Genomic DNA, 25,272 nt, shown 5'->3' on the forward strand with positions numbered 1-25,272 from the left:
GGGGCGTCCTTTCGAAGGGGAGGTCGGGGCGGATGCGGAGGCCGGACGTGCGGGGGTCACCGGGCCCACTGCCCGGCGCGTTCGCCGCCGCCGATACCGGACTGCTCGCGCAGGCCCGCCGAGACGGCCTTGATGGCGGCACGGCCCGACGCGGCGTTGGTCAGGACCACGAAGCCGGTGCCGTCGGAGATCCGGACGATCATCATGTTGCGGTAGCCGTACGGCTCGCCGCCGTGCCCGGCCTCCAGTGCGGGGGCCTCCCCGTCGACCACCGTGCCCAGGCCGTAGAAGGTGCCTTCGCCGACGGGCGTGAGCAGTTCCTCGGCGAGCGGCTTCGACAGGAACGCGAAGGGTTCGCCCAGGTAGGCCCGGCGCACTTCGACGGCGACCTTGGCGAGGTCGGCCGCGGTGGACCAGAGCCCGGAGGAGGCGAGGTGCGGTCCGACGCGCCAGCCGCCCTCGACCGGGTCGCCGAGCGGTCCGTGCCCGACGGCCGTCGGCCTGCCCGAGGTCTCCGGGTGGTCCTGGTCGAAGCTGCTGTGCGCCATGCGCAGCGGCTCGAAGACCGTACGGCGCATCAGCTCGGCGAACGGCTGCCCGGTCACGTCCTCCAACAGCCGCTGGATCACCCAGTAGTTGGTGTTGGACACCAGGAACCTGGTGCCGGGTGCCACCTCGCTGTGCACCTGGGCGAGCAGCTCGGACAGCGGCGGCAGTGCCGCGCCGGGGGCGATGCCGCCGTACGGCACGGACACCAGGCCCGACCAGTGCGAGAGCAGCTGGCGCAGGGTGACGGCCACCGGGGTGCCGGCCGCGTCGGTGACCTGCCAGCCCCCGGTGAGCCGGGGGTTGACGTCGGTGTCGAGGTCGAGGGTGCCTTCGTCGACCAGGCGCAGCACGGCGAGTGCGGTGATGTGCTTGCTGATCGAGCCGGCCTGGAAGAGCGTCGTCGGGGTGACGGGCCGCGTCGAGTCCGCCTCCAGGACGCCGTAGCCGTGCATTGACGCGACCTCGCCGTCGCGCAGGACCGCGACCGCGACGCCGGGGATGTGGTGCTCGTCCATGACGGGCAGCCGGTCGGCGGCGGGCGCCGCCGGGGAGTTGCCGGTGGTCGTCCCCGTGGGGCCGGCGCCGACGGCGGCGTCCAGTGCGGTGGCCAGTTCGGCCAGGGTGTGCGTCTGGTAGAACATCTGGAGCGTGATGGGCAGCTTCAGCTTCCGGGCGGCCGCCATCACCTTGATGATGAGCATCGAATGGCCGCCGAGCTCGAAGAAGTTGTCCCCGGTGCCGACCCGGTCCAGGCCGAGGGTCTGCTCCCACAGCCCCGCCATGAGCTTCTCGGTCCCGGTGACGGGGGCCGTGTAGGGGCGCTGTGCCGTGTCCTCGCCGTCCGTGTCGGGGCTCGGCAGGGCGCGGCGGTCGACCTTGCCGTTGGCGTTGAGGGGGAGGGTGGTCAGGGGGGTGAAGGTGGCCGGGATCATGTAGTCGGGCAGCCGCAGGCCGCAGAACGCGGCCAGGTCCTCGACGGGTTCACCGTCCGCGGTCGTGTAGTAGGCGGCGAGCTGCTTGTCCCCGGTGTCCGTGTGGTGGACGGTCACGAACGCTTCGCGTACGGCGGGGTGGGCGGCCAGGACGCCCTGGACCTCGCCGAGTTCGATGCGGTAGCCGCGGATCTTGACCTGGTCGTCCAGCCGGCCCAGGAACTCCACGTTCCCGTCCGCCCGCCGGCGCACCAGGTCACCGGTGCGGTAGAACCGCGACCCGGCGGGCCCGTACGGGTCCGGCAGGAACCGCTCAGCGGTCAGGTCGGCGCGGTTCGCGTAGCCCCGGGCCACTCCGGTGCCGCCGACGTACAACTCCCCCGCCACACCCACCGGAACCGGCTGGAGCAGCGCGTCCAGGACGTACATCGTCATGTTGGGGGTGGGGCGGCCGATCGGCACGACCTCCGAGGGCAGTGCCTCGGTCACCGGGTGGATGCAGGTACCGACGGACGCCTCGGTCGGACCGTACTCATTGATCATTCCGCCGGGGCCGAGCAGGTCGAGCCACCGGCCGGCGACCTCGCCGGGGAGGGCTTCCCCGCCGGCCACGACCGTCCCGGTCAGCGCCGCGAGGGCCTTCTCGTCCAACTGGTGGGCGAGGACCTCCAGGTGTCCCGGGGTCAGCTTGAGGAAGCTGTACGGGGCGCCGGTGGCCAGGTGCTCGCCCAGCCGGTCCAGACCGATGTCCTGGGAGAAGGTGCGCACGGCCTGGCCGGCGACGAGCGGTGCCCAGATGTTCGGGACGACGAGGTCGAAGGCGACGGACGAGAAGAGGGCGGTGCCCGTGGTCCCCCGGGACAGCCACTCCCGTGCCACCCAGGCGACGTGGTTGACGAGGCCGCGGTGCGGGAGTTCGACACCCTTCGGCGTCCCTGTCGAACCGGACGTGAAAATGACGTACGCGAGCCGGTCGAGGTCATCGACCCGGTCCGGTGGCGTCACCGGCAGGTGTGCCACCGACGGCCGCGAGTCGTCCAGGACCACCAGAGCGCCCGAGGTCTCCACGATCGCCGCGACCCGCTCGGCCGGGGACGACGGATCGATGGGCACGTAGGCCGCGCCCGCCTTCCACACGCCCAGCAGCGACGCGATCAGCTCCGGACTGCGGTCCAGGAGCACTGCCACGCGCGACTCGTGACCGACGCCGCGTCCCCGCAGGAAGTGCGCGACCTGATTCGCCCGCGCATCCAACTCCCCGTAGGAAAGGCTCAGTTCGCCGGAACGGACGGCTGTGGCCTCCGGCGTCCGCAGCGCCTGCGCCTCGAACAACTCCAGCACCGATTGGGTCTCGGCCTCGTGAGCTGTCTCGTTCCACTCCACCACCTGGCGCCGGTACTCCTCCGCCGGCAGGTGCGCCTCCCGCGCCGAACCCTCCGGGTCCGCCGCCATCGCCTCCAGGACCGAGCGGAACATGGCCGCGACACCGTCGAGGTGCCGCTGGTCCACGACGTGGTTGCTGGCGTGCAGGTTGATCGATCCGCCGAGCGCCGAGACCCGCAGCCCGAACTCGAGGGCGCCCTCGCCGACCGTGGCCTTGGTGTCGATCAGGCCGTGGTCGATCTGCCGGAAGTCCTGGTAGGTGAAGGGCGCTTCGATGATGCGGTCACCGGCGGCCAGTTCGTGCTGGATGACCGGCATCGGGAAGGCGCGGTGCGCCCACAGTTCGGTCTCCCTGCCGTAGACCTGCGCCACCAGGTCGCGCCAGGTGCGGGCCGAGCGGTCGTGGGCGAAGGGCAGGGTGTTGAGGTGCATGCCGTACACGGCGTCGGCGCCGAGGATCTCGGGCCTGGCGTTGCAGACGAGGCCGGTGAAGAAGCGCTCCTGGTCGGTGAGCAGGCTCATCGTCTTCAGGTGCGCCGCGTGCAGCACGCTCTTCAGCGAGGCACCGGCGGCCGAGGCCAGGGCGCGCAGCGGCTCCTCCAGGTCCGCGTACGGGATCCTGCTGCGGCAGGCGACCGGCGCCGAGTCGGCGCGCTCGGCCCAGCCGGCCGGCAGGGCGAAGCGGTCGTGGTTCTCGACGATCTCCCGCCAGTAGGCGCGGTCCTCGGTGGAGGCGAGCGCGTCGCGTTCGGCGGCGATGAAGTCGGCGAACCTGACGGCGGCCGTCGGGTCGTCGCCGGGTGCCTCGCCGTTCCTGGCGCGCCGGTACTCGCCGAGCACCTCCATCAGGAGATTGCTGTGGCTCCAGCCGTCCAGGATGACGTGGCACTGGGTCACCGACAGCCACCAGGCGCCGTCACTCTCGACGTGTGCGCCGAGCCGCAGCAGCGGAGCCGCCGCGAGGTCGAAGAGCTCGGCGCGCTCGTCGGTGGTGAACTGCTTCATGGCGTCCGCGAGTTCCTGCGCGGTCAGGCCCTGGAGGTCCCGGACGGTGACGACGGGTGCGGCGTTCGTGTGCACCAGCTGCATCGGTACGGAGTACGCGGTGAGGTCCAGGGACGTGCGCAGCACCTCGTGGCGGGCGGTGAGCACCGCCGCCGCCGTACGCAGCGCCTCCGGGGAGAAGGGCTGCTCGTCGCGGATCCGGACGCAGACCACGTTGTGGTACTTGTGCCGGCTGTCGCCGCTCTGCATCTCGACGACCATGCCGAGCTGGACCTGCGACAGCGGGTACGCGTCGGCGAGCCCGACCGGGAGCCGGTCCCGGTCCTCGTCCGCGACCAGGGCGAACGGCGCGGTCAGCGCGGCGGCCTCGGCGGACGGGGCCGGCCGCCCGGTGGCCAGCTCGGCGAGCGCGGCCACGGTGCGGGCGGCGAGGACGTCGCGTACCGCCAGGTCGTGGCCCGCGGCGCGCAGTGCGCCGACCACGACGAGGGCCCGGATGGAGTCGCCGCCGAGGTCGAAGAAGCCGTCCTCGACACCGACCCGCTCGACACACAGGGCGTCCCGCCAGATCCCGGCGATCAGCACCTCCACCTCGGTACGGGGGGCGACATAGGCCCGGTCGCTGCCCAGCGCGACACCCTCCGGAGCGGGCAGCGCCCGCTTGTCGAGCTTGCCGTTCGTCGTCAACGGCAGGGCGGCCAGCGGCACGAACGCGGCCGGCACCATGTACTGCGGCAACGACGCCGACAGATACGCCCGCAACTCCCCCAGACCCGGCACCTCACCGTCGCCGACCGCCACGACATACCCGACCAGCCGCTTGTCACCCGGCACGTCCTCACGCACCACCACGACCGCGTCCCGCAGCCCCGGATGCGCCCCCAGCACACTCTCGATCTCGCCGAGTTCGATGCGGAAACCGCGGATCTTGACCTGGTCATCAGCACGCCCGACGAACTCCAGACTCCCGTCCGGGAGCCGACGCGCCAGATCACCGCTCTTGTAGAGACGCGAACCCGCCGGACCGAACGGGTCGGGCACGAACCGCTCCGCCGTCAGCCCGGGCCGGTTCAGATAGCCGCGAGCGACTCCCGGGCCGCCGACATGGATCTCGCCGGGCACCCCGATCGGCACCAAGTCCCCGTTGCCGTCGAGGAGATGCACGCGCAGGTCGCTGAGCGGGCGCCCGATGGGGTTGCCCGCCTGCGGATCGAGGTCCCGCTTGGTGATCCGGTGGTAGGTGGTGTGCACGGTGGTCTCGGTGATCCCGTACATGTTCACCAGGGCGGTACGGGCAAGCCCCAGCCGGTCGGTCCACGGCTTGAGGTCGGCGACCTCCAGCTTCTCACCGGCGAAGACCACGGCACGTACCGACAGCTGCTTGACCCTGCGGTCCCCGTCACCGGCCGCCGCGACCAGGCCGCGGAACGCTGACGGCGTCTGGCTGAGGACGGTGACCTCCTCCTCGACGAGCAGGTCGAGGAACTCGTCCGGGGAACGGGTGACCGTGAAGGGGACGACGACGAGCCGGCCGCCGTGCAGCAGCGCACCCCACATCTCGAACACCGACACGTCGAACGCGTAGGAGTGGAACAGCGACCACACGTCCGTCTCGTCGAACGCGTAGTGCTCCTGCGCCGTCGACATCAGCCGTACGACATTGGCGTGGGTGAGCGCGACCCCCTTGGGACGCCCCGTCGAACCCGACGTGTAGATCGTGTAGATCAGGTTGTCCGGGTCGCCCCCGACCCCGAGGTCGGCCGCGTCCTGGGCGTCGATCGCCTCCGCGTCGCCGTCCAGGAGCAGCACCTCGCCCGGGAAGAGCCCGGCCAGCGCCGACGTCGTCACGACCAGCGGTGCCGCCGTGTCCTCGACGATGTACGCGAGGCGGTCGACCGGGTTCGCCGGGTCCAGCGGCACGTACGCCGCACCGGACTTCAGCACCCCCAGCAGCGCCGGCAACAGGTCCGCGCCGCGTTCCAGGCAGAGCCCGACCAGCGTCTCGGGACCCACTCCCCTGGCCCGCAGCACCCGCGCGATCCGGTTCGCCCGCGCGTTCAACTCCGCGTAGGACAGGGTCACTTCGCCGCTGGTCACCGCGTCGGCGTCCGGCGTCCTGGCCACCTGCTCCTCGAACAGCTCGTGCACCCGGCGGGTGACCGGCTCGGCGGACTCGGTGCTCTGTTCGCCGAGCAGCCGCTCGCGCTCGCCCGCGGGCAGGTACATCGCGCGGGCGTCGCCGTCGGTGTCGGCGGCCATCGACTCCAGGACCGCCCGGTACATGCCGGCGAGCCGTTCGGCGTGGGCCCGGCCGAGGACCTGGGTGGAGGTGGAGAGGACGAGGGTGTCGGCGGTGGCGTGGGCGGAGAGCCCGAACTCGGTGGGCGTCTCGCTGATGCGGACGTCCGAGTCGACCAGTTCGTCGTCCACCTGGCGGAAGTCGACGAAGTTGAACAGGACGTCGATCAGCCGGCCCGCACGTGCCTCGCGCTGAATGGCGGGCATCGGGTAGCGGCGGTGGTCCCAGACCTCCAGCTCCCGCTGGAAGACCTGGCCCACCAGCTCCCGCCAGGTGCGGGCGCGCCGGTCGTGCGCGAACGGCAGCGAGTTGAGGTGCATGCCGTAGACCCGCTCGGCGCCCGCGACCTCGGGCCTGCCGTGGCAGACCAGACCGGTGAAGAAGGCGGCGTCGCCGGTGAGCTGGCTCATCACCTTCAGGTGGGCGGCGTGCAGCACGCTCTTGAAGGAGGCGCCGGTGGTGGCGGCCAGGGCGCGCAGGTCGTCGGCCAGGTCACCGAAGGTGATCTTGACGCGGTGGGAGCCCGCGGGCTTGTCCTCGGCCTCGGCCCAGCCGGCCGGGAGCTCGAACCTGGCGTGCTCGCTGACGATGCCGGACCAGTAGGCGCGGTCGCCGTCGTCGGCCAGGGCCGCCAGTTCCCCGGCGATGAAGTCCGCGTACCGGACCGGGAGTTCCTCGTGCTCCACGGGACGGCCCTCGCGCACCGCCCGGTAGGTCTCCAGGATCTCCCTGACCAGTGAGGCGTGGCTCCAGCCCTCCAGGATCACGTGCGACTCGGTGAGGGTGAGCCACCAGGCGCCCTCGCCCTCGATGTGGGCGGCCACCCGCAGCAGCGGCGCCGTGGACAGGTCGAACAGGTCCTCGCGCTGCGCGGTGACGTAGCCGCGCAGGGTGCTCTCCAGGTCCGTCCGGCCGAGTCCGGTGACGTCGTGCACCGGGACGGTGACCGGGACGTCCGCGTGGACCACCTGCATCGGTACGGAGTAGCCGGTGGCGTGCACCGACGTGCGCAGCACGTCGTGGCGGGCGGTCACGAGCCGGACGGCCTCGGTCAGCGCGGCGGCGGAGAACGGCGTCTCGTCCTTGACGCGGAACGAGGTCACGTTGTGGTAGTTGCTGCGCCCGTCGTCGGCGAGCAGTTCGACGACCATGCCGGCCTGTACCTGCGAGAGCGGGTAGGCGTCGTGGGCGCCCGCGGGCAGCTTCGCCCGGTCCTCGTCCGTGATGAGTGCGAACGGCGGCACCCCTGCCTCCCCCTGAGTCGGGTCCTGCCAGGTGGCGAGCTCGGCGAGCCGGGCGACCGTGCGGTGCTCGAAGACCTCGCGCACGCCGATGTCGAAGCCGGCGGCGCGCAGGGCGCCGACCAGCGGCACGGCCCGGATGGAATCGCCGCCCAGGTCGAAGAAGCTGTCGTGGACGCCGATCCGGTCGACCCCGAGGACGTCCTGCCAGACGGCGGCGATGTGCCGTTCGGCGTCGGTGCGCGGGGCGAGGTAGGTGGTGTCCGAGGCGAGCGCGGTCTGCGTCGGGGCGGGCAGCGCACGCCGGTTGAGCTTGCCGTTGGCGTTGAGCGGGATGCCGTCGAGGGACACGTAGGCCGCGGGGACCATGTAGTCGGGCAGGGTCCGCGCGAGGTGGCCGCGCAGTTCGGCCAGACCGGGGACCTCGCCGTCGGCCGGCACGAAGTAGCCGACCAGCCGCTTCTCGCCGGGGGTGTCCTCGCGGAGCACGACGACGGCGTCGCGCACCTGCGGGTGGGCGCCGAGCGCGGCGGAGATCTCGCCGAGCTCGATGCGGAAGCCGCGGATCTTCACCTGGTCGTCGATCCTGCCGAGGAAGTCCAGGCTCCCGTCGGGGAGCCTGCGGGCCAGGTCGCCGGACCGGTAGAGGCGGGCGCCGGGCTCGTCCCCGTACGGGTCGGGCACGAAGCGCTCGGCGGTCAGCCGGGGCCGGTCGAGGTAGCCGCGGGCGACGCCGGGGCCGCCGACGTGGATCTCGCCGGGCACCCCGAGCGGGACCAGGTGGCCGTCGCGGTCGAGGAGGACGGTCCGCAGGTCGCCGAGGGGGCCGCCGGCCGGGCTGGCGAGCGGGGTCGCCAGGTCGGCCGGGGTCAGCCGGTGGTGGGTGACGTGGACCGTGGTCTCGGTGATCCCGTACATGTTGATGAGCTGCGGGGTGTCGAGGCCCAGCCGCTCGGCCCACGGGGCGAGTTCGCCGACCTCCAGCTTCTCGCCGCCGAAGACCACGGAGCGCAGGGCGAGCCGGTCGATGCGCGGGTCGCCGTCGCGGGCGGCGCCGACCAGGGAGCGGAACGCGGACGGCGTCTGGTTGAGGACGGTGACCCGCTCGTCGGCGAGCAGGCCGAGGAAGTCCTCGGGCGAGCGGGACACCCGCTGCGGGACGACGACGAGCCGGCCGCCGTACAGCAGGGCTCCCCACAGTTCCCACACGGAGAAGTCGAAAGCGTAGGAGTGGAAGAGCGTCCACACATCCGCCGGGCCGAAGTGGAACTGCTCCTCGGTGACGGTGAACAGCCGCAGCACGTTGGCGTGGCTGAGGCAGACGCCCTTGGGCTTTCCGGTGGAGCCCGAGGTGTAGATGACGTAGATCAGGTCGTCCGCGGTGGCGAGCGGGGCCGGGTCGTCCGTGGGCTGCGCCGCGAGCAGCGCCGGGTCCTCGTCGAGGACGATCAGCTCACCGTCGTAGCGGCCCTCCAGGGTGCCGGCCGCGGACCGTTCGGTGAGGACGACGGGGGCCTGTGCGTCGGCCGCGATGTAGCCGAGGCGGTCGGCGGGGTAGGCCGGGTCGAGCGGCAGGTAGGCGCCGCCCGCCTTGAGGACGCCGAGGAGCGCCGGCACCAGCGCGGCGGAGCGCTCCAGGCAGACGCCGACCAGGGTCTGCGGTCCGACGCCGCGGGCGCGCAGCAGGTGGGCGACGCGGTTGGCGCGTGCGTTGAGTTCGGCGTAGGTGAGCCGGGTGTCCTCGAAGGTGACGGCGACCGCGTCCGGGGTGCGGGCGGCCTGCTCCTCGAAGACGCCGTGGACGGTACGGGGGTCCTTGGGCGCCGTGGGCCGGGTGGTCCAGTCGGCGAGCAGCACGTCCCGTTCCCCCGGCGGCAGGTACGCGGCCCGGGCGTCGCCCTGCGGGTCGGCGGCCATGGACTCCAGGACCGCGCGGTACATGCCCGCGAGGCGGTCCGTGTCCGTGCGGGAGAGGCTGGCGGTGCTGGTCTTCAGGTTCAGGTGGCCGGCCAGGGTGGTGACGGCGAGTCCGAACTCGATGCCGCCGGAGCCCATTCCGGACTCGACGTCCACGAGGTCGGTGTCGACCATCCGGAAGTCCTGGTAGTTGAAGACCACGCCGACGAGCCGGCGGCCGCTCGCCTGTCGCTGCATCTCGGGCATCGGGTACTGGCGGTGCGGCCAGAGCGCGACTTCCTGGTCGAAGACCTGCCGGACCAGTTCCCGCCAGGTGCGGGCGGTGCGGTCGACGGCGAAGGGCACGGTGTTGACGTACATGCCGTAGACGCGGTCGGCGCCCGCCGCCTCGGGGCGGGTGTCGGTGACGAGTCCGGTGAAGAAGGACTCCTCGGCGGTGAGCTGGCTCATCACCTTCAGGTGGGCGGCGTGCAGGACGGCCTTCAGGGAGACCTGGGCCGTCGACGCGAACGTGCGCAGCCGCGGCTCCAGGTCGTGCAGCGGCACCCGGACCCGGTAGCTCTCCGCCGGGCCGGTCGTCGCGGTGGGGGCGGGCAGTTCGAACTTCTCGTACGTGTCGGTGATCCGCCGCCAGTACGCGCGGTCCTCGTCGGACTCCAGGGACGCCAGTTCGGCGGCGATGAAGTCGGCGAAGCGCACACCGGGCGCGGTGACCTCGACGGGCGCCGTGCCGGACCTCAACTGCTCGTAGGTGTCGAGGAGTTCCATCATCAGGGCGTGGTAGCTCCAGCCCTCGGTGACGGCATGCGACTCGGTGAGGGCGAGGTGCCAGGCCTGGTCGCTCTCGACGAGCGCGGCGACCCGCAGGAGCGGGGCGACCGACAGGTCGAAGACGTCTGCCTTCTCGGCGGTGACGAACGCGCCGAGCGCCGCGTTCTGCGCGGCGGGGTCCTGCCCGCGCAGGTCGTGGACGGCGACCGGGGCGGTGGCCTCGGTGTGCACCAACTGCAGCGGTACGGAGAAGCCGTCGAGCCGGAACGACGTGCGCAGCACGTCGTGGCGTGCCGTGACCAGGCGGACCGCGCCGGCCAGCGCCTCGGCGTCGAAGGGCACGCCGTCGCGGATCCGGTTGACGCTGACGTTGTGGTACTTGGCACCCGCCGGGTCGGTGAGCATCTCGACGGCCATGCCGATCTGCACCTGCGAGAGCGGGTAGGCGTCGTCGAGGCCGGCCGGCAGCCGGTCGCGGTCCGCGGCGGTGACCAGGGCGAAGGGGGCGACCCCCGGCTCCGGCTCGGCGGGGGCGGGGCGGCCGGTGGCTAGTTCGGCGGCGGCCGCGACGGTACGGCCCTCGAAGATCTCCCGCACTCCGAGGTCGAAGCCGGCCTCGCGCAGGGCGCCGATCAGCGAGACCGCGCGGATCGAGTCGCCGCCCAGGTCGAAGAAGCTGTCGTGGACGCCGATCCGGTCGACGCCGAGGACGTTCTGCCAGACCTCGGTGATGCGTTCCTCGGCACGGGTGCGGGGCGCGACGTAGGCCGCGTCGGCGGCGAGCGCCGAACGGTCGGGGGCGGGCAGTGCCCGCTTGTCGACCTTGCCGTTGGCGGTGAGCGGGAGGGCGTCGAGGGTGACGTAGGCGGCGGGCAGCATGTAGTCGGGCAGGGCGCCCGTGAGGGCGGCGCGCAGGGCGGCGGGGGCGAGGGTGTGACCGTCGGCCGCGCTGACGTAGGCCGTGAGCTGCTTGTCGCCGGGGGTGTCCTCGCGGACGACGACGACGGCGTCCCTGACCTCCTCGAGGCGGGCCAGGGCCGTCTCGATCTCGCCGGGTTCGATGCGGAAGCCGCGCAGCTTGACCTGGTTGTCGATACGGCCGATGAACTCGAGCTGGCCGTCGTCGAGCAGCCGCACCGCGTCACCGGTGCGGTACAGGCGGGCGCCGGGCTCGTCCCCGTACGGGTCGGGCACGAAGCGCTCGGCGGTCAGCCCGGGGCGGCCGTGGTAGCCGCGGGCGAGGCCCACTCCGGCGACGTACAGCTCGCCGGGGACGCCCGCGGGCACCGGCCGCATCGCGGCATCGAGCACCCGCAGCACGAAGCCGGGCATGGGGCGGCCGATCGGCGGGGTCACGGCCCCGGCCAGCGGCGCGCTGACGGAGGCGCAGACGGTCGTCTCGGTGGGCCCGTACGCGTTGAGCATGCGCCGCCCGGGCGACCAGGCGGCCACCAGGTCGGGGGTGCAGGCCTCGCCCGCGACCACCAGGGTCGCGGCGGCCGGCAGGCCGTCGTCCGGGGAGAGCACGGTGAGCACGGTGGGCGGCAGGGTGAGATGGGTGACCGCGTGCTCGGCGGTGAGCGAGGTCAGTTCGGGACCGGGCATCAGCCGGTCGGCGGGGGCGAGGACCAGCGTCGCACCGGACAGGATCGTCTGGGCGAGGTCGGCGAACGCCGCGTCGAAGCTGACCGAGGCGAACTGCAGCACGCGGTCGCCGGGCGCGATCCCGAAGGCGTCGGCCTGCGCGTCGGCGAGGTTGCGGGTGCCGCGGTGGGTGACGACGACGCCCTTGGGGCGGCCCGTGGAGCCCGAGGTGTAGATGACGTAGGCCGCGTGGTCGACGTCCATGACGACCTCGGGCGCGGTGGCGGGCCGGGCGGCGATCCGGTCGGCGTCCCCGTCGAGGAGGACGACGGCCGCGTCGTGGGCGGGCAGGCTCGCCAGGAGGTGTTCCTGGGTGACCAGGACGGGCAGCGCGGAGTCCGCCAGCATGTACGCGAGGCGGTCGGCCGGGTAGGCCGGGTCGAGCGGCACGTAGGCGCCGCCGGCCTTCATGATGCCGAGCAGGCCGACGACCAGGTCCGGGCCGCGTTCGACGCTGATCCCGACGAACGTCTCGGGGCCGACGCCGAGGCCGGTCAGGTGGTGGGCGAGCCGGTTGGCCCGGGCGTCGAGTTCGGCGTACGTGAGGGTGGTGCCCTCGTGCACGAGCGCGGTGGCGTCCGGGGTGCGGGCGACGTGCGCGGCGAACTGCGCGGGCACGGTGCGGGGTGCGGCGGCGGGCGCCGGACCGGTCAGCGCGGCGAGCAGTTCGCGCTCGCCCCGCGGCAGCAGGTCGACGCGGGCGTCACCGTCCGGGTCGGCGGCCATCGCCTCCAGGACCGCCTGGTACAGGGCGGCCAGCCGCTCGACGTGTCGGGTGCCGAGGGCGTGGGTGTGGCTGCTGAGCCCCAGGTGTCCGCCGAGCACGGAGACGTGCAGGGCGAACTCGGTGGCGGCGTCGTGCACCGCGCCCGCCATGTCCACCTGGCCGGTGTCGACCTGGTGGAAGTCGAGGTAGTTGAAGACCACGTCGATCAGCCGGTGGCCGCCGGCCAGCCGCTGGATCGCGGGCAGCGGGTAGCGGCGGTGCGGCCAGGTGCCGGCCTCGCGGGCGAAGACCTGCTGGGCCAGCTCACGCCAGGTGGCGGCGGAGTCCCGGTCGAAGGGGTGCGGCAGCGTGTTGAGGTGCATGCCGTACACCCGGTCCGCGCCGAGGGCTTCGGGGCGGCCGTGCGAGACGATGCCGGTGAAGAACGCCGGCTCGTCCGTCAGCATGCTCATCACCTTCAGGTGGGCGGCATGCAGGACGCTCTTGTACGACACCCGGGCCGCGGCCGCGAACGCCCGCAGCGGACGCTCCAGCCCGCGCAGGTCGACGCGAGCCCGGGAGGGGCGGCGCGGACCGTCCGCCTCGGCCCAGGAGGCGGGCAGCTCGAAGGGCACGTGCGTGTCGAGGGTGTGCTGCCAGTAGGCGCGGTCCTCGGCGGAGTTCAGGGACTCCAGCTCGCCTGCGATGAAGTCGGCGTACCGGACGGCGATCGGCTCGTGCGGGTCCGCGACGCCGTGGTCCCTCAGCTGCCGGTAGCAGTCGAGGATCTCCATCAGCAGGGAGTGGTGGCTCCAGCCCTCGGTGACGACGTGCGGCTGGGTCAGGCCCAGGTACCAGGAGTCGTCGGCGTCGACGAGGGCGGCGATCCGCAGCAGCGGGGCGGCCGTCAGGTCGAAGAGCCGGGAGCCCTCGTCGCGGCGGAAGCCGGCCAGCGCCTCGGCGCGCTGCTCGTCGGTCGCGAGGCCGCGCAGGTCGTGGACGGTGACGGGCACTTCGGCGTGCTCGTGCACGAGCTGCACGGGCACCGAGTAGGCGGCCAGCTCGATCGACGTGCGCAGGATGTCGTGGCGGCCGGTGACCGTGCGGGCGGCCGCGCGCAGCGCCATTACGTCGAAGGGGGCGCCGGCCGGGTCCTGGATCCGGAAGAGGCTGACGTTGTGGTACTTGTTGCCGCCTTCCTCGGCGAGCATCTCGACGACCATGCCGGTCTGCACCAGGGAGAGCGGGTAGGCGTCCTGGACGCCGGCGGGCAGCGCGTCCCGGTCCGTCTCCGGGAGGAGCGCGAACGGTGCCACGCCGGTCAGCGCGGCCTTCTCGGGCGCGGGCCGGCCGGTGAGGAGTTCGGCGAGCCTGGCGACGGTGCGGTACTCGAAGACGTCGCGCACCCCGATGTCGAAGCCCGCGGCGCGCAGCGCGCCGACGAGGGCGACGGCGCGGATGGAGTGGCCGCCGACGTCGAAGAAGTCGTCGTCCACCGAGACCCGTTCACGCTCCAGGACCCGGCGCCAGACGGCGGCGATCTGCTCCTCGACGTCGGTGCGCGGGGCGATGTGGTCGTCCTGCCCGGTCTGCTCGCCGTCTGTGTCGGGGGTGGGCAGGGCGCGGCGGTCGATCTTGCCGTTGGCGTTGAGGGGGAGGGCGGTCAGGGGGGTGAAGGTGGCCGGGATCATGTAGTCGGGCAGCCGCAGGCCGCAGAACGCGGCCAGGTCCTCGACGGGTTCACCGTCCGCGGTCGTGTAGTAGGCGGCGAGCTGCTTGTCCCCGGTGTCCGTGTGGTGCACGGTCACGAACGCTTCGCGTACGGCGGGGTGGGCGGCCAGGACGCCCTGGACCTCGCCGAGTTCGATGCGGTAGCCGCGGATCTTGACCTGGTCGTCCAGCCGGCCCAGGAACTCCACGTTCCCGTCCCCCCGCCGGCGCACCAGGTCACCGGTGCGGTAGAACCGCGACCCGGCGGGCCCGTACGGGTCCGGCAGGAACCGCTCAGCGGTCAGGTCGGCGCGGTTCGCGTAGCCCCGGGCCACTCCGGTGCCGCCGACGTACAACTCCCCCGCCACACCCACCGGAACGGGCTGGAGCAGCGCGTCCAGGACATGCATCGTCATGTTCGGCAGCGGCCGGCCGATCGGCACGACCTCCGACGGCTCTGCCTGGTTCACCGGGTAGACGCAGGTCCCGACAGAAGCCTCGGTCGGACCGTACTCATTGATGAGCCGGCCCGGTCCGAGTGCGGCGAGCCAGCGGCCCGCGACCTCACCGGGCAGCGCCTCACCGGCGACCACGACCACTCCGGCCAGGGACGCCACCGTCTCGGGGTCCAACTGGTGGCCGAGGATCTCCAGATGTCCCGGGGTGAGCTTGATGAAGCTGTACGGGCCCTGCCGCACCAGGTGCGCACCGAGATCAGCCATGTCGACCGACCCGGACACCGTGTGCACGGCCTGCCCGACGACGAGCGGCGCCCACAGATTCGGCACCACCAGATCGAACGCCACCGACGAGAACAACGGCGCCCCACCCGACCCTTGCGAGGCCAACTCCCTTGCCGCCCAAGCGACATGGTTGACCAAGCCGCGGTGCGCGATCTCGACGCCCTTCGGTGTCCCCGTCGAACCCGACGTGAAAATGACGTACGCCAGCCGGTCCAGGTCATCGACACGCTCGGGTGCCGTCACCGGCAGGTGCGCCACCGACGCCCGCGCGTCATCCAGGACCACCAGAGCGCCCGAGGTCTCCACGATCGCCGCGACCCGCTCGGCCGGAGACGACGGATCGATCGGCACGTAGGCCGCGCCCGCCTTCCACACACCCAGCAGCGACGCGATCAGCTCCGGACCACGGTCCAGCAGCACGGCCACCCGCGACTCGTGACCGACCCCACGCTCCCGCAGGAAGTGCGCGATCTGATTCGCCCGCGCATCCAACTCCGCATACGAAAGGCTCAGTTCGCCGGAACGGACCGCCGTGGCCTCCGGAGTCCGCAGCACCTGCGCCTCGAACAACTCCAGCACCGATTGGGTCTCGGCCTCGTGAGCCGTCTCGTTCCACTCCACCACCTGACGCCGGTACTCCTCCGCCGGCAGATGCGCCTCCCGCGCCGAGCCCTCCGGGTCCGCCGCCATCGCCTCCAGGACCGAGCGGAGCATCCCGGCGAGACGGTCGGTGGCCTCCCTGCTCAGAGCGCGGGGCGAGGCCGTGAGGACCAGGTGACCGACGCGGGCGGAGACGCCGAGCGGGAACTCGGTCGGGCTGTCGTCGATGCTCGCCAGGTAGTCGACCCGGTCCCGGTCGACCTGGTCGAAGTCGTGGTAGCTGAAGCGCATGTCGATCAGGCGCTCACCGTCGGCGAGTTCACGCTGGATGACGGGCATGGGGTAGGCCCGGTGCGGCCAGAGTTCGATCTCGCGGGCGAAGACCTGGCCGACGAGCTCACGCCAGGTGCGGGCGGAGCGGTCGTAGGCGAAGGGCAGGGTGTTGAGATGCATGCCGTACACCCGGTCCGCGCCGAGGACTTCGGGCCTGGCGTTGCAGACGAGGCCGGTGAAGAAGCGCTCCTCCTCGGTGATCAGGCTCATCGTCTTCAGGTGCGCCGCGTGCAGCACGCTCTTGAGCGACCCGCCCGCCTTCGTCGCCAGCGCCCGCAGCCGGTCCTCCAGGTCGTGGAAGGGGACGGGCACGCGGTAGGGCTGTCCGGCGTCCTGGTCGTCGCCCGTCCAGGGAGCCGGGACGGACAGCCGGGCGTGGTCGGTGACGATGTCCTGCCAGTAGCCGCGTGACTCCGGCGAGGCGAGCGCCGTCAGTTCGGCGGCGACGAAGTCCGCGAAGCGGGCCGTGGGCTCGTCCGTCGCGGCGGACGGGGCGGGGTCGCCGTCCCGGATCCGCCGGTACTCCTCCAGGACCTCCATCAGGAAGGAGTGGTGGCTCCAGCCGTCCAGGATCGCGTGGCACTCGGTGTTGGTGAGCCACCAACTGCCGTCGCCCGCGAGGTGCGCGTGCAGCCGAAGCAGCGGGGCGGTGGCCAGGTCGAACAGGTCGGCGCGCTCGGTGGCCGTGAACTCCCGCAGTGAGAGCAGGAGTTCCTCGTCACCGAGGGAGCTGAGGTCTCGTACCCCGACGGCCATGTCGGCGTGGGCGTGCACGAGTTGCAGGGGTACGGAGTACGTGGCGAGGTCCACGGAGGTGCGCAGGACGTCGTGCCGGGCGACGACGACGGCCGCCGCCTCCCGCAACGCCGCCTCGGAGAAGGGCTGTTCGTCGCGTATTCGGAAGGAGGTGACGTTGTGGTACGGGTGCTTTCCGTCGTCGGTCAGCATCTCGACGACCATGCCGAGCTGGACCTGCGACAGCGGGTAGGCGTCCGCGAGGCCTTCCGGGAGCCGGTCCCGGTCCTCGTCCGCCACCAGGGAGAACGGGGCGACCGTGGTGGGCCGGGCGGCCGGCGCCGGGCGACCGGTGACGAGTTCGGCGATGCGCGCGACGGTGCGGTACTCGAAGACGTCACGTACGGCCAGGTCGTACCCGACGGCACGCAGTCGTCCGACGAGGGTGACCGCCCGGATGGAGTGGCCGCCGAGCTCGAAGAAGCCGTCCTCGACGCTCACCCGATCGAGGCCGAGCACGTCCTGCCAGACCTCGGCGATCCGCTCCTCGACGACGGTGCGCGGGGCGACGTACGCCGACGCGCCGACCGCGTCCTGGCCGGGCGCGGGCAGGGCGCGCTTGTCGAGCTTGCCGTTGGTGGTCAGCGGCAGTCGGTCGAGGACGACGAAGGCACCCGGGACCATGTACTCGGGCAGTGCGGCGGCGAGCAGGGTGCGCAGCTCGGCCGGGGTGGGGGCGCCGGAGTCGCCCGCCGTCACGTAGGCGACGAGCCGGACGTCGCCGGGGGTGTCCTCGCGGACCAGGACGACCGCGTCGCGGACCGCCTCGTGAGCGGCGAGGGCGTTCTCGATCTCGCCGAGTTCGATGCGGAAACCGCGGATCTTGACCTGGTCGTCGGCGCGGCCCAGGAACTCCAACTGGCCGTCGGGGAGCCGGCGGGCCAGGTCGCCGCTCTTGTAGAGGCGGGCGCCGGCCGGTCCGTACGGGTCGGGGACGAACCGCTCGGCGGTCAGCTCGGGGCGGTTCAGATAGCCACGGGCCACACCCGGACCGCCGACATGGATCTCACCCGGCACCCCGATCGGCACCAACTCGCCGTTGCTGTCGAGGAGATGGACGGTCAGGTCGGCAAGGGGCCGCCCGATCGGGTTGCCGGCCTGCGGGTCGAGGTCCGCGTCCGTGAGTCGCCGGTAGGTGGTGTGCACGGTGGTCTCGGTGATCCCGTACATGTTCACCAGGGCGATATCGGCGAGGCCGAGCCGGTCGGTCCACGGCCTCAGGTCGGCGACTTCCAGCTTCTCACCGGCGAAGACCACAGCCCGCAGAGCAAGCCGGTCGATGCGCGGATCCCCGTCACGGGCCGCACCCACCAGCGCACGGAACGCCGACGGCGTCTGGTTCAGGACCGTCACACCCTGCTCGACCAGCAGATCGAGGAACTCCTCCGGGGAACGGGTGACCGCGAACGGGACCACCACGAGACGACCGCCGTGCAGCAGCGCACCCCACATCTCCCACACCGACACGTCGAAGGCGTAGGAGTGGAACAGCGGCCACACATCGGTCTCGGCGAAGGCGTAGTGCTCCTGACCGCGCGCGAGGAGACGCACCACGTTCTCGTGGGTGAGGGCAACGCCCTTGGGGCGGCCCGTGGAACCCGACGTGTAGATCGTGTAGATCAGGTTCTGCGGACTGCCACCGACGAGGGGATCGGTACCGGGCTGGGCGGCCAGAAGGGCCGCTGCGGTGTCGAGTTCGATGACGTCGCCGTCGTAGCGCCCGTCCAGAACTGCGGCCTGTCCGGCCGTGGTCAGCACCACCGGAGCCTTCGCGTCCTTGACGATGTAGGCCAACCGGTCGGCGGGGTTGGCCGGGTCCAGGGGCAGATATGCGGCCCCCGCCTTCAGCACACCCAGCAGCGCGGGCATCAGCTCGATGCCGCGTTCCAGGCAGACGCCGACCAGGTCCTCCGGACCCACCCCCTTCGAACGCAGCAGATGCGCGATGCGGTTCGCCCACACGTCCAGCTCCGCGTACGAGAGCTCCTGGCCCTCGAACACCACCGCCACGGCATCCGGCGTACGCGCCACCTGCGCCGCGAAGACCTCGTGAACCCGCCGGGTCACCGGCTCCACGCGCTCAGGACCGCCCGCGAGCACGGCCCGCTCCTCGGCGCCGAGGATGTCGGCCGCGGACAGGCGTGCGGCCGGGTCGGTGGTGACGGCTTCGAGGAGTCGCAGGAGGTGGTCCGCCATGCGCTCCACGGTCGCGTGGTCGAACAGGGCGGTGGCGTACTCGAAGCGGCCGGTGAGCGAGCCGTCGGCACCCTCGGTCAGCTGGAGGTCGAGGTCCGTCTTCGCGATGTTGCCGGTGCCGAGGTACGGCTCCGCTGTGACGCCGGCCAGCTCGAAGGCGGCCGTCCGCTCGCCGTGCATGGTGAACGCCACCTGGTAGAGCGGCGTGCGGGACATGTCGCGCTCCGGCTGGAGCCGGTCCACGAGCTGCGCGAAGGGCACGGCCTGGTGGTCGAAGGCGTCGAGCACGGCGGAGCGGGTGGTGTCGAGCAGCTCGCCGAAGGACGCGTCGGCGCTCCAGCTGCCGCGCAGGACGAGGCTGTTGATGCCGTATCCGATCAGGCCCTGGAGTTCGGGCAGCGTGCGTCCGGAGCCGATGGTGCCGATCGCGACGTCGGTGCGGCCGGTGTAGCGGCCGATCAGGCCCTGGAAGGCGGCGAGCACCACCATGAAGGGAGTGGCCTCCTGGCGCCGGCCCGTCTCGCGGACGCGGGCCGCGAGCGGGGCGGGCAGGGTGAAGGCCACGCTGTCACCCGCGGTGTCCCGCACGGCGGGACGCGGCCGGTCGGTGGGCAGCTCCAGCACCTCGAGGTCCGCCAACCGGGCGGTCCAGTAGTCGAGTTGGCGGGACAGGGCGCCACCGTTCAGCTCGGCGCGCTGCCAGGCCGCGTAGTCGGCGTACTGCACCGGCAGGGGTGCCAGAGGGTTGTCGGTGCCGCTGGTGAAGGCGCCGTACAGGGCGGAGAGCTCCTGGCCGAGGACGCCGGTGGACCAGGCGTCGCAGGCGATGTGGTGGAAGACGACCGACAGCACGTGGTCGTCGGCGGCCCGCCGCAGCAGCCGGGCGCGCACCGGCCACTCCCCGGCCAGGTCGAAGGGCCGGCCCATGTCGTCCTCGACGGCCCGCAGCAGGCTCCGCTCGTCCGTCACCGCGGTGACGTCGAGCACGGTGGGGCGCGGCGCGTCGATGACCTGGACGGGTTCGTCACCGGCGAGGGCGTAGCGGGTGCGCAGGATCTCGTGGCGCTCCAGGAGGGTCTGCCAGGCGCGGCCCAGCGCCCCGGTGTCCAGCGGTCCGCGCAGCCGCAGCACGAGCGGCACCAGGTACTCGGTGCTGTTCGGCTCCAGCCGGTTCAGGAACCACATCTGCTGCTGGCCGTACGACAGCGGCAGCGGGGCCGTGCGGTCCGCGCGCGGCACCGTCGTGCGCCGGCCCGCGCCGCGCCGGCCCGTCATCCGGCGGCGCAGCAGCTCGTCGCGCAGTGCCGCGGCGTCCCGGACCGTCTGAGCCTTGTCCCCGGTCATGCGTCGTACCCCTTCACCAGCAGTTCGTCCGTCACGAGTTCGGTGTCGGTGAGCGCGGCGATCTCCGCCCTGATGCGCTCCTCGACGATGGCCGCGAGGCGCGCGACCGTGGGTCCCTCAAACACCGTCCGCACCGCGAAATCGATCTCGAACTCCTCCTGGATGCGGGAGATCAGCCGGATCGCGAGGATCGAGTTGCCGCCCACGTGGAAGAAGTTGTCGTGCGCTCCGACCTGGCTGCCGAGCAGCTCGGTCCAGATCTCGGCGATGCGTTCCTCGACGGGTCCGCTCGGCGGCACCCGGCCTGCCGTCCCGGTGTCCGCGCCGGGGACGGGCAGGGCGCGCCGGTCGACCTTGCCGTTGGCGTTGAGGGGCAGCGCGTCGTGCGGGGTCCAGACGGTGGGGACCATGTAGTCCGGCAGCCGTTGGGCGCAGTGCGCGGCGAGGGTGTCGGCGAGGTCGCCGCCGGACTCGGCGACGTAGTGGGCGACGAGCTGTTTCTCACCGTTGTCGAGTGTGTGGACGGTGAGGAACGCCTCGCGCACGGCGGGGTGTCCGGTCAGGACGGCCTGGATCTCGCCGAGTTCGACGCGGTAGCCGCGGATCTTGACCTGGTCGTCGAACCGGCCGAGGAACTCGACGTTGCCGTCGGCCCGTCGGCGGACCCGGTCGCCGGTGCGGTAGAGGCGGGCACCGGGGGTGCCGTACGGGTCGGGCAGGAAGCGTTCGGCGGTCAGGTCGGGCCGGTTGGCGTAGCCGCGGGCCACTCCGGTGCCGCCGACGTACAGTTCGCCCGCGACCCCGGCGGGCACCGGCTGGAGCCGGTCGTCCAGGACGTACATCGTCATGTTCGGCAGCGGCCGGCCGATCGGCAGGACGTCCATGCCGGTCCCCGCGGTCTCCTCGGGCACCTCGAAGACGCAGGTGCCCACGGAGGCCTCGGTGGGCCCGTACTCGTTGATCAGCCGGGTGTCGGGGGCCAGGGCCCGCCACCGCTCCAGGGTGGCCCGCGAGAAGGCCTCCCCCGCCACGACGAGGACCGGTGCCAGCGCGCCGGCCTGGGCCGGTGTCAGCTGGAGGGCGAGCACGTCGAGGTGTCCGGGGGTGAGCTTCACGAAGCTGAACGGCTCGGCCTCGGCGAGGTGCTTGCCGAGCTCGGACAGGTCGGTGTCCTGCGGCAGCAGGAACAGCCGCTGCCCGGTGACCAGCGGCGCCCACAGGTTGGGGACGACGAGGTCGAAGGCGACGGACGAGAAGAGGGGCGCCCCGCCGTAGTCACGCGGCGCCAGCTCGCGGGCCGCCCAGGCGACATGGTTGACGAGGCCGCGGTGGGTGACCTCGACCCCCTTGGGGGTCCCGGTGGAGCCCGACGTGAAGATGACGTAGGCGAGCCGGTCGAGGTCGTCGGTGCGGGTGGGCCGGGTGGCCGGCGCGGCCGCGATCCGGGCCGCGTCGGTGTCGACGAGGAGCGTGCCGTCCCCCGCGGTCGCCGTGTACGCGCTCGACGTGATCACGGTGTGCGCGCCCGCGGTCCGGCGCATCGCGGTGAGCCGCTCGGCGGGGCAGGAGGGGTCGACGGGCAGGTAGGCGCCGCCGGCCTTCCATACCGCGAGCAGGGCCGTGACCAGTTCGGGCCCCCGGTCCAGGAGCACCGCGACCCGCGACTCGGCGCCGACTCCCCGCTCCCGCAGCAGATGCGCGAGGCGGTTGGCGCGGGTGTCCAGCTCGCCGTAGGTGACGTTGTGGGAGCCGTACGAGAGGGCGGTGGCGTCGGGGTCGGCGGTGGCCCAGGCCTCGACGAGCGCGAGAACGGTCTCGGACTCGGCGCAGACCTCGGTGTCGTTCCAGCCGGCGAGGAGCCGGCCGCGCTCCTCGGCCGACAGGAAGTCTGCCGTGCCGAGCGGCAGGTCGGGCTGCTCGGCGACGCGCCGGAGGAGGCTGGTGAAGTGTCCGGCGAGGCGCTCGACGGTGGCGTGCTCGAAGAGCGTGGCGGCGTATTCGAGGACGCCGTCCAGGGCGCCGTCCGCCGTCCTGCGCATGAACAGGGAGAGGTCGGTCTTGGCGACCTGCCAGGCGGCGGTGAAGGCCGCCATGTCCTCGTCCTCGGTGGCGACGCTGGTGACGCCCTCGCTGTGCAGGTCGAAGGCGACCTGGTAGAGCGGGGTGCGGGACAGGTCGCGCTCGGGCTGGAGTTCGTCGACGAGCCGCTCGAAGGGCAGTTCCTGGTGGGCGAAGGCGGCGCGCGCGGCCTGGCTGACCCGGTCGAGGGCGTCGGCGAAGGTGAGGTCGGCGTCCAGTGCGCACCGGACGACGAGGGAGTTGAGGAAGAAGCCGACGGTGCCCTCGGTCTCGGGGCGGCCACGGCCGGCGACGGGGGTGCCCACCGGGATGTCCCAGCTGCCGGTGTAGCGGGCGATCAGGGTGGCGTACGCGGTGAGCAGCGTCATGAAGGGCGTCGCGCGGTGCGCCTTGCCCAACTCGACGAGCCGGTCGGCCAGTTCGGGCTCGACGCGGAAGGGCACGACGGCGCCGCGCGGGTCGCGTTCGGCCGGGCGGGGGTGGTCCAGGGGCAGGTCGAGGGGCTCGATGCCGGCCAGCGCGGTGCGCCAGTGGGCGAGCTCGCCCGCGATGAACTCCTCGGTGAGCCGGGCGTGCTGCCAGGCCCCGTAGTCGGCGTACTGCACGGCGGGTGCGGGCAGTCGCGGTGTGCGGCCCGCCTCGAACGCGGCGCACAGCTCCCGCAGTTCACGCTCCAGGATCACCGTGGACCAGCCGTCGACGGTGATGTGGTGCAGCGTGAGGAGCAGCACGTGGTCGCCGCCGGTGCGCGCCAGCAGCGCCCGCCACAGCGGCCCCGCGGCCAGGTCGAAGCCGCGCCCGAACTGCTCGCGGAACAGCTGCTCCAGACCGTCGCGGGAGGTGTCCTCGACGCGGAGTTCGACCGGCTGCGCACCGGCCTCACCGATCACCTGGTACGGCTCGCCGCCCCGGTCCGGATAGCGGGTGCGCAGCGCCTCGTGGCGGGCGGACAGCGCGTCCAGGGCGCGCCGCACGGTGTCGGTGGCGGTGCCGGCGGGCAGCCGCAGGAAGAGCGGGGCCACCCACTCGGGGCTGCCCGGGTGCATGCGGTCCAGGAACCACAGGCGGCGCTGGCCGGACGACAGCGGCAGCTCGCCGTCGCGCGGGACCGCCACGATCGGGCTCTCGTCGGCGCTGGGGACCTCGATGAGCCCGGCCTGTGCCTCGACGGTGGTGGCCCGCAGCAGTCCGCGCAGCGAGATCTGCGTGCCGGACGCGGCGCGCAGCCTGGCGGCGAGACGGGTCAGCTGGAGGGAGGAACCGCCGAGCGCGAAGAAGTCGTCGTGCGCGCCGACCCGGTCCAGTGCGAGCAGGTCGGCCCAGACGTCCGCGACGAGCTGTTCGGCCGCGGTGCGCGGGGTGACGAAGGCCGGCTGGTCGGCGGCGGCGATCTCGCCCGGGGTGGGCAGCATGGCCCGGTCGACCTTGCCGTTGGGGGTGAGCGGGAAGGCGTCGAGGGTGTGGAAGAACGACGGGACGTGGCTCTCGGGAAGCCGCTCGCGCAGGAAGGCGCGCAGCACGTCGGCCGACGGGCCGGTGCCCTCGGGAGCGGTCACGGTGAGGTGGGCGGCGAGCCGCTTGCTGCCGCCTTCCGCCTCGTACGGCAGGACGACCGCGCCGGTGACGCCGGGGTGGGCGGCGAGCGCCGCCTCGATCTCGCCCGGCTCGATGCGGACGCCGTTGACCTTGACCTGGTGGTCGAGGCGGCCCAGGTAGTCGAGGGTGCGGTCGGTGCGCCAGCGCACCAGGTCACCGGTGCGGTAGAGGCGGGAGCCGGGCTCGCTCGCCCAGGGGTCGGGCACGAAGCGTTCGGCGGTCAGGTCGGGGCGGCCCAGGTAGCCGCGGGCCACGCCGGTCCCGCCCGCGTACAGCTCGCCCGGGGTGCCGATCGGGACGGGGTCGCCGTTCGGGTCGAGGACCAGGACGCGCATCCCGGGAAGGGGACGGCCGATGGGGATCGCGCCGCTGGTCTGCTCCGGGTCGACGGCCTGGGCGGTGATGTCGATGGAGCACTCGGTGGGCCCGTAGGTGTTCCACACCTCCAGTGCCGGGCCGGCCTTCTGGCGCAGCCGGGCGACGAGTTCGCCGTGCAGTGCCTCACCGGCGGAGAACAGCAGTCGCAGCGACGCGCAGCCGCTCCAGTCGCCTTCCTCGACGAGGACGCGCAGGACGGAGGGGACCACCTGGAGGACGGTGACGCGGTAGTCGGCCACCGCGCGGAGCAGCGCCGCCGGGTCCCGCTCGGCGCCGGGCGGGGCGAGGACCACGCTGCCGCCGGTGACCAGCGGGGCGAAGATCTCCCAGCCGGCCGCGTCGAAGCCGATGGACGTCTTCTGCAGGATGCGGTCGGCGGGGCCGAGGCCGTGCGTGCGCACGGTCCAGCCGACGCGGTTCGCGATGCCCGCGTGGGTGATGACGACGCACTTGGGGGTGCCGGTGGAGCCTGAGGTGAAGACGGTGTACGCGGCGCCGTCCGGGTCCGTGCCGCCCGCGGGGGCGGTGTCCGGCAGGTCGGCGGGCACCTCGTCGGAGCCTGCCCGGCGGGCACCGGCGTCACGTACGGCGCCTTCGAGGGCCGGGCCGGCCAGGACGACCCGGGCGCCCGACGCGCGGACCAGCCCGGCCAGCCGGGCCGGCGGCTGCCCCGGGTCCAGCGGCAGGTAGGCGGCGCCCGCCTTCCAGACCCCGAGCAGCGCGACGACCAGGTCGGCGCCGCGTTCCAGGCTGACCCCGACGACGGAGTCGGGCCCGGCCCCCAGCCCCCTCAGGAAGTGCCCCATGCGGTTGGCCGCACGGTCGAGCTCCGCGTACGTCACGGTGTGCGCGCCGTCGACGACGGCGACGGCGTGCGGCGTGCGCAGGGCCTGTGCGGCGAACCTCTCGTGCAGAAGGGGGGTGCCTCCGGCCGCCGACGGCCGGGGACGGATGTCGGGGACGTCACCCGACCGCTGTTCGGCGTTCACGGGATCTCCTGTTCCGGATTGCGAAAGAGAGAAGGTGCGGAGGAAGGGCGTGGGGGGCGGGG

The 25,272-nt window shown here is 72.8% G+C and carries 2 protein-coding genes; both read right to left on the reverse strand.

The features are described 5' to 3' along the window. Positions 1–56 precede the first annotated feature (56 nt). Positions 57–20,168 carry a non-ribosomal peptide synthase/polyketide synthase gene (locus tag OHN19_RS19470; RefSeq protein ID WP_330265405.1) on the reverse strand — a complete coding sequence of 6,704 codons (20,112 nt, stop codon included), beginning with the start codon at positions 20,166–20,168 and terminating at the stop codon, positions 57–59. Next, positions 20,165–25,210: an amino acid adenylation domain-containing protein gene (locus OHN19_RS19475; RefSeq protein WP_330265406.1), complete on the reverse strand. Its 5,046-nt coding sequence runs from the start codon at positions 25,208–25,210 to the stop codon at positions 20,165–20,167. Before OHN19_RS19475 ends, OHN19_RS19470 begins: the two co-directional genes overlap by 4 nt. Positions 25,211–25,272 lie beyond the last annotated feature (62 nt).

This window comes from Streptomyces griseorubiginosus (assembly GCF_036345115.1).
Taxonomy (GTDB): domain Bacteria; phylum Actinomycetota; class Actinomycetes; order Streptomycetales; family Streptomycetaceae; genus Streptomyces; species Streptomyces griseorubiginosus_C.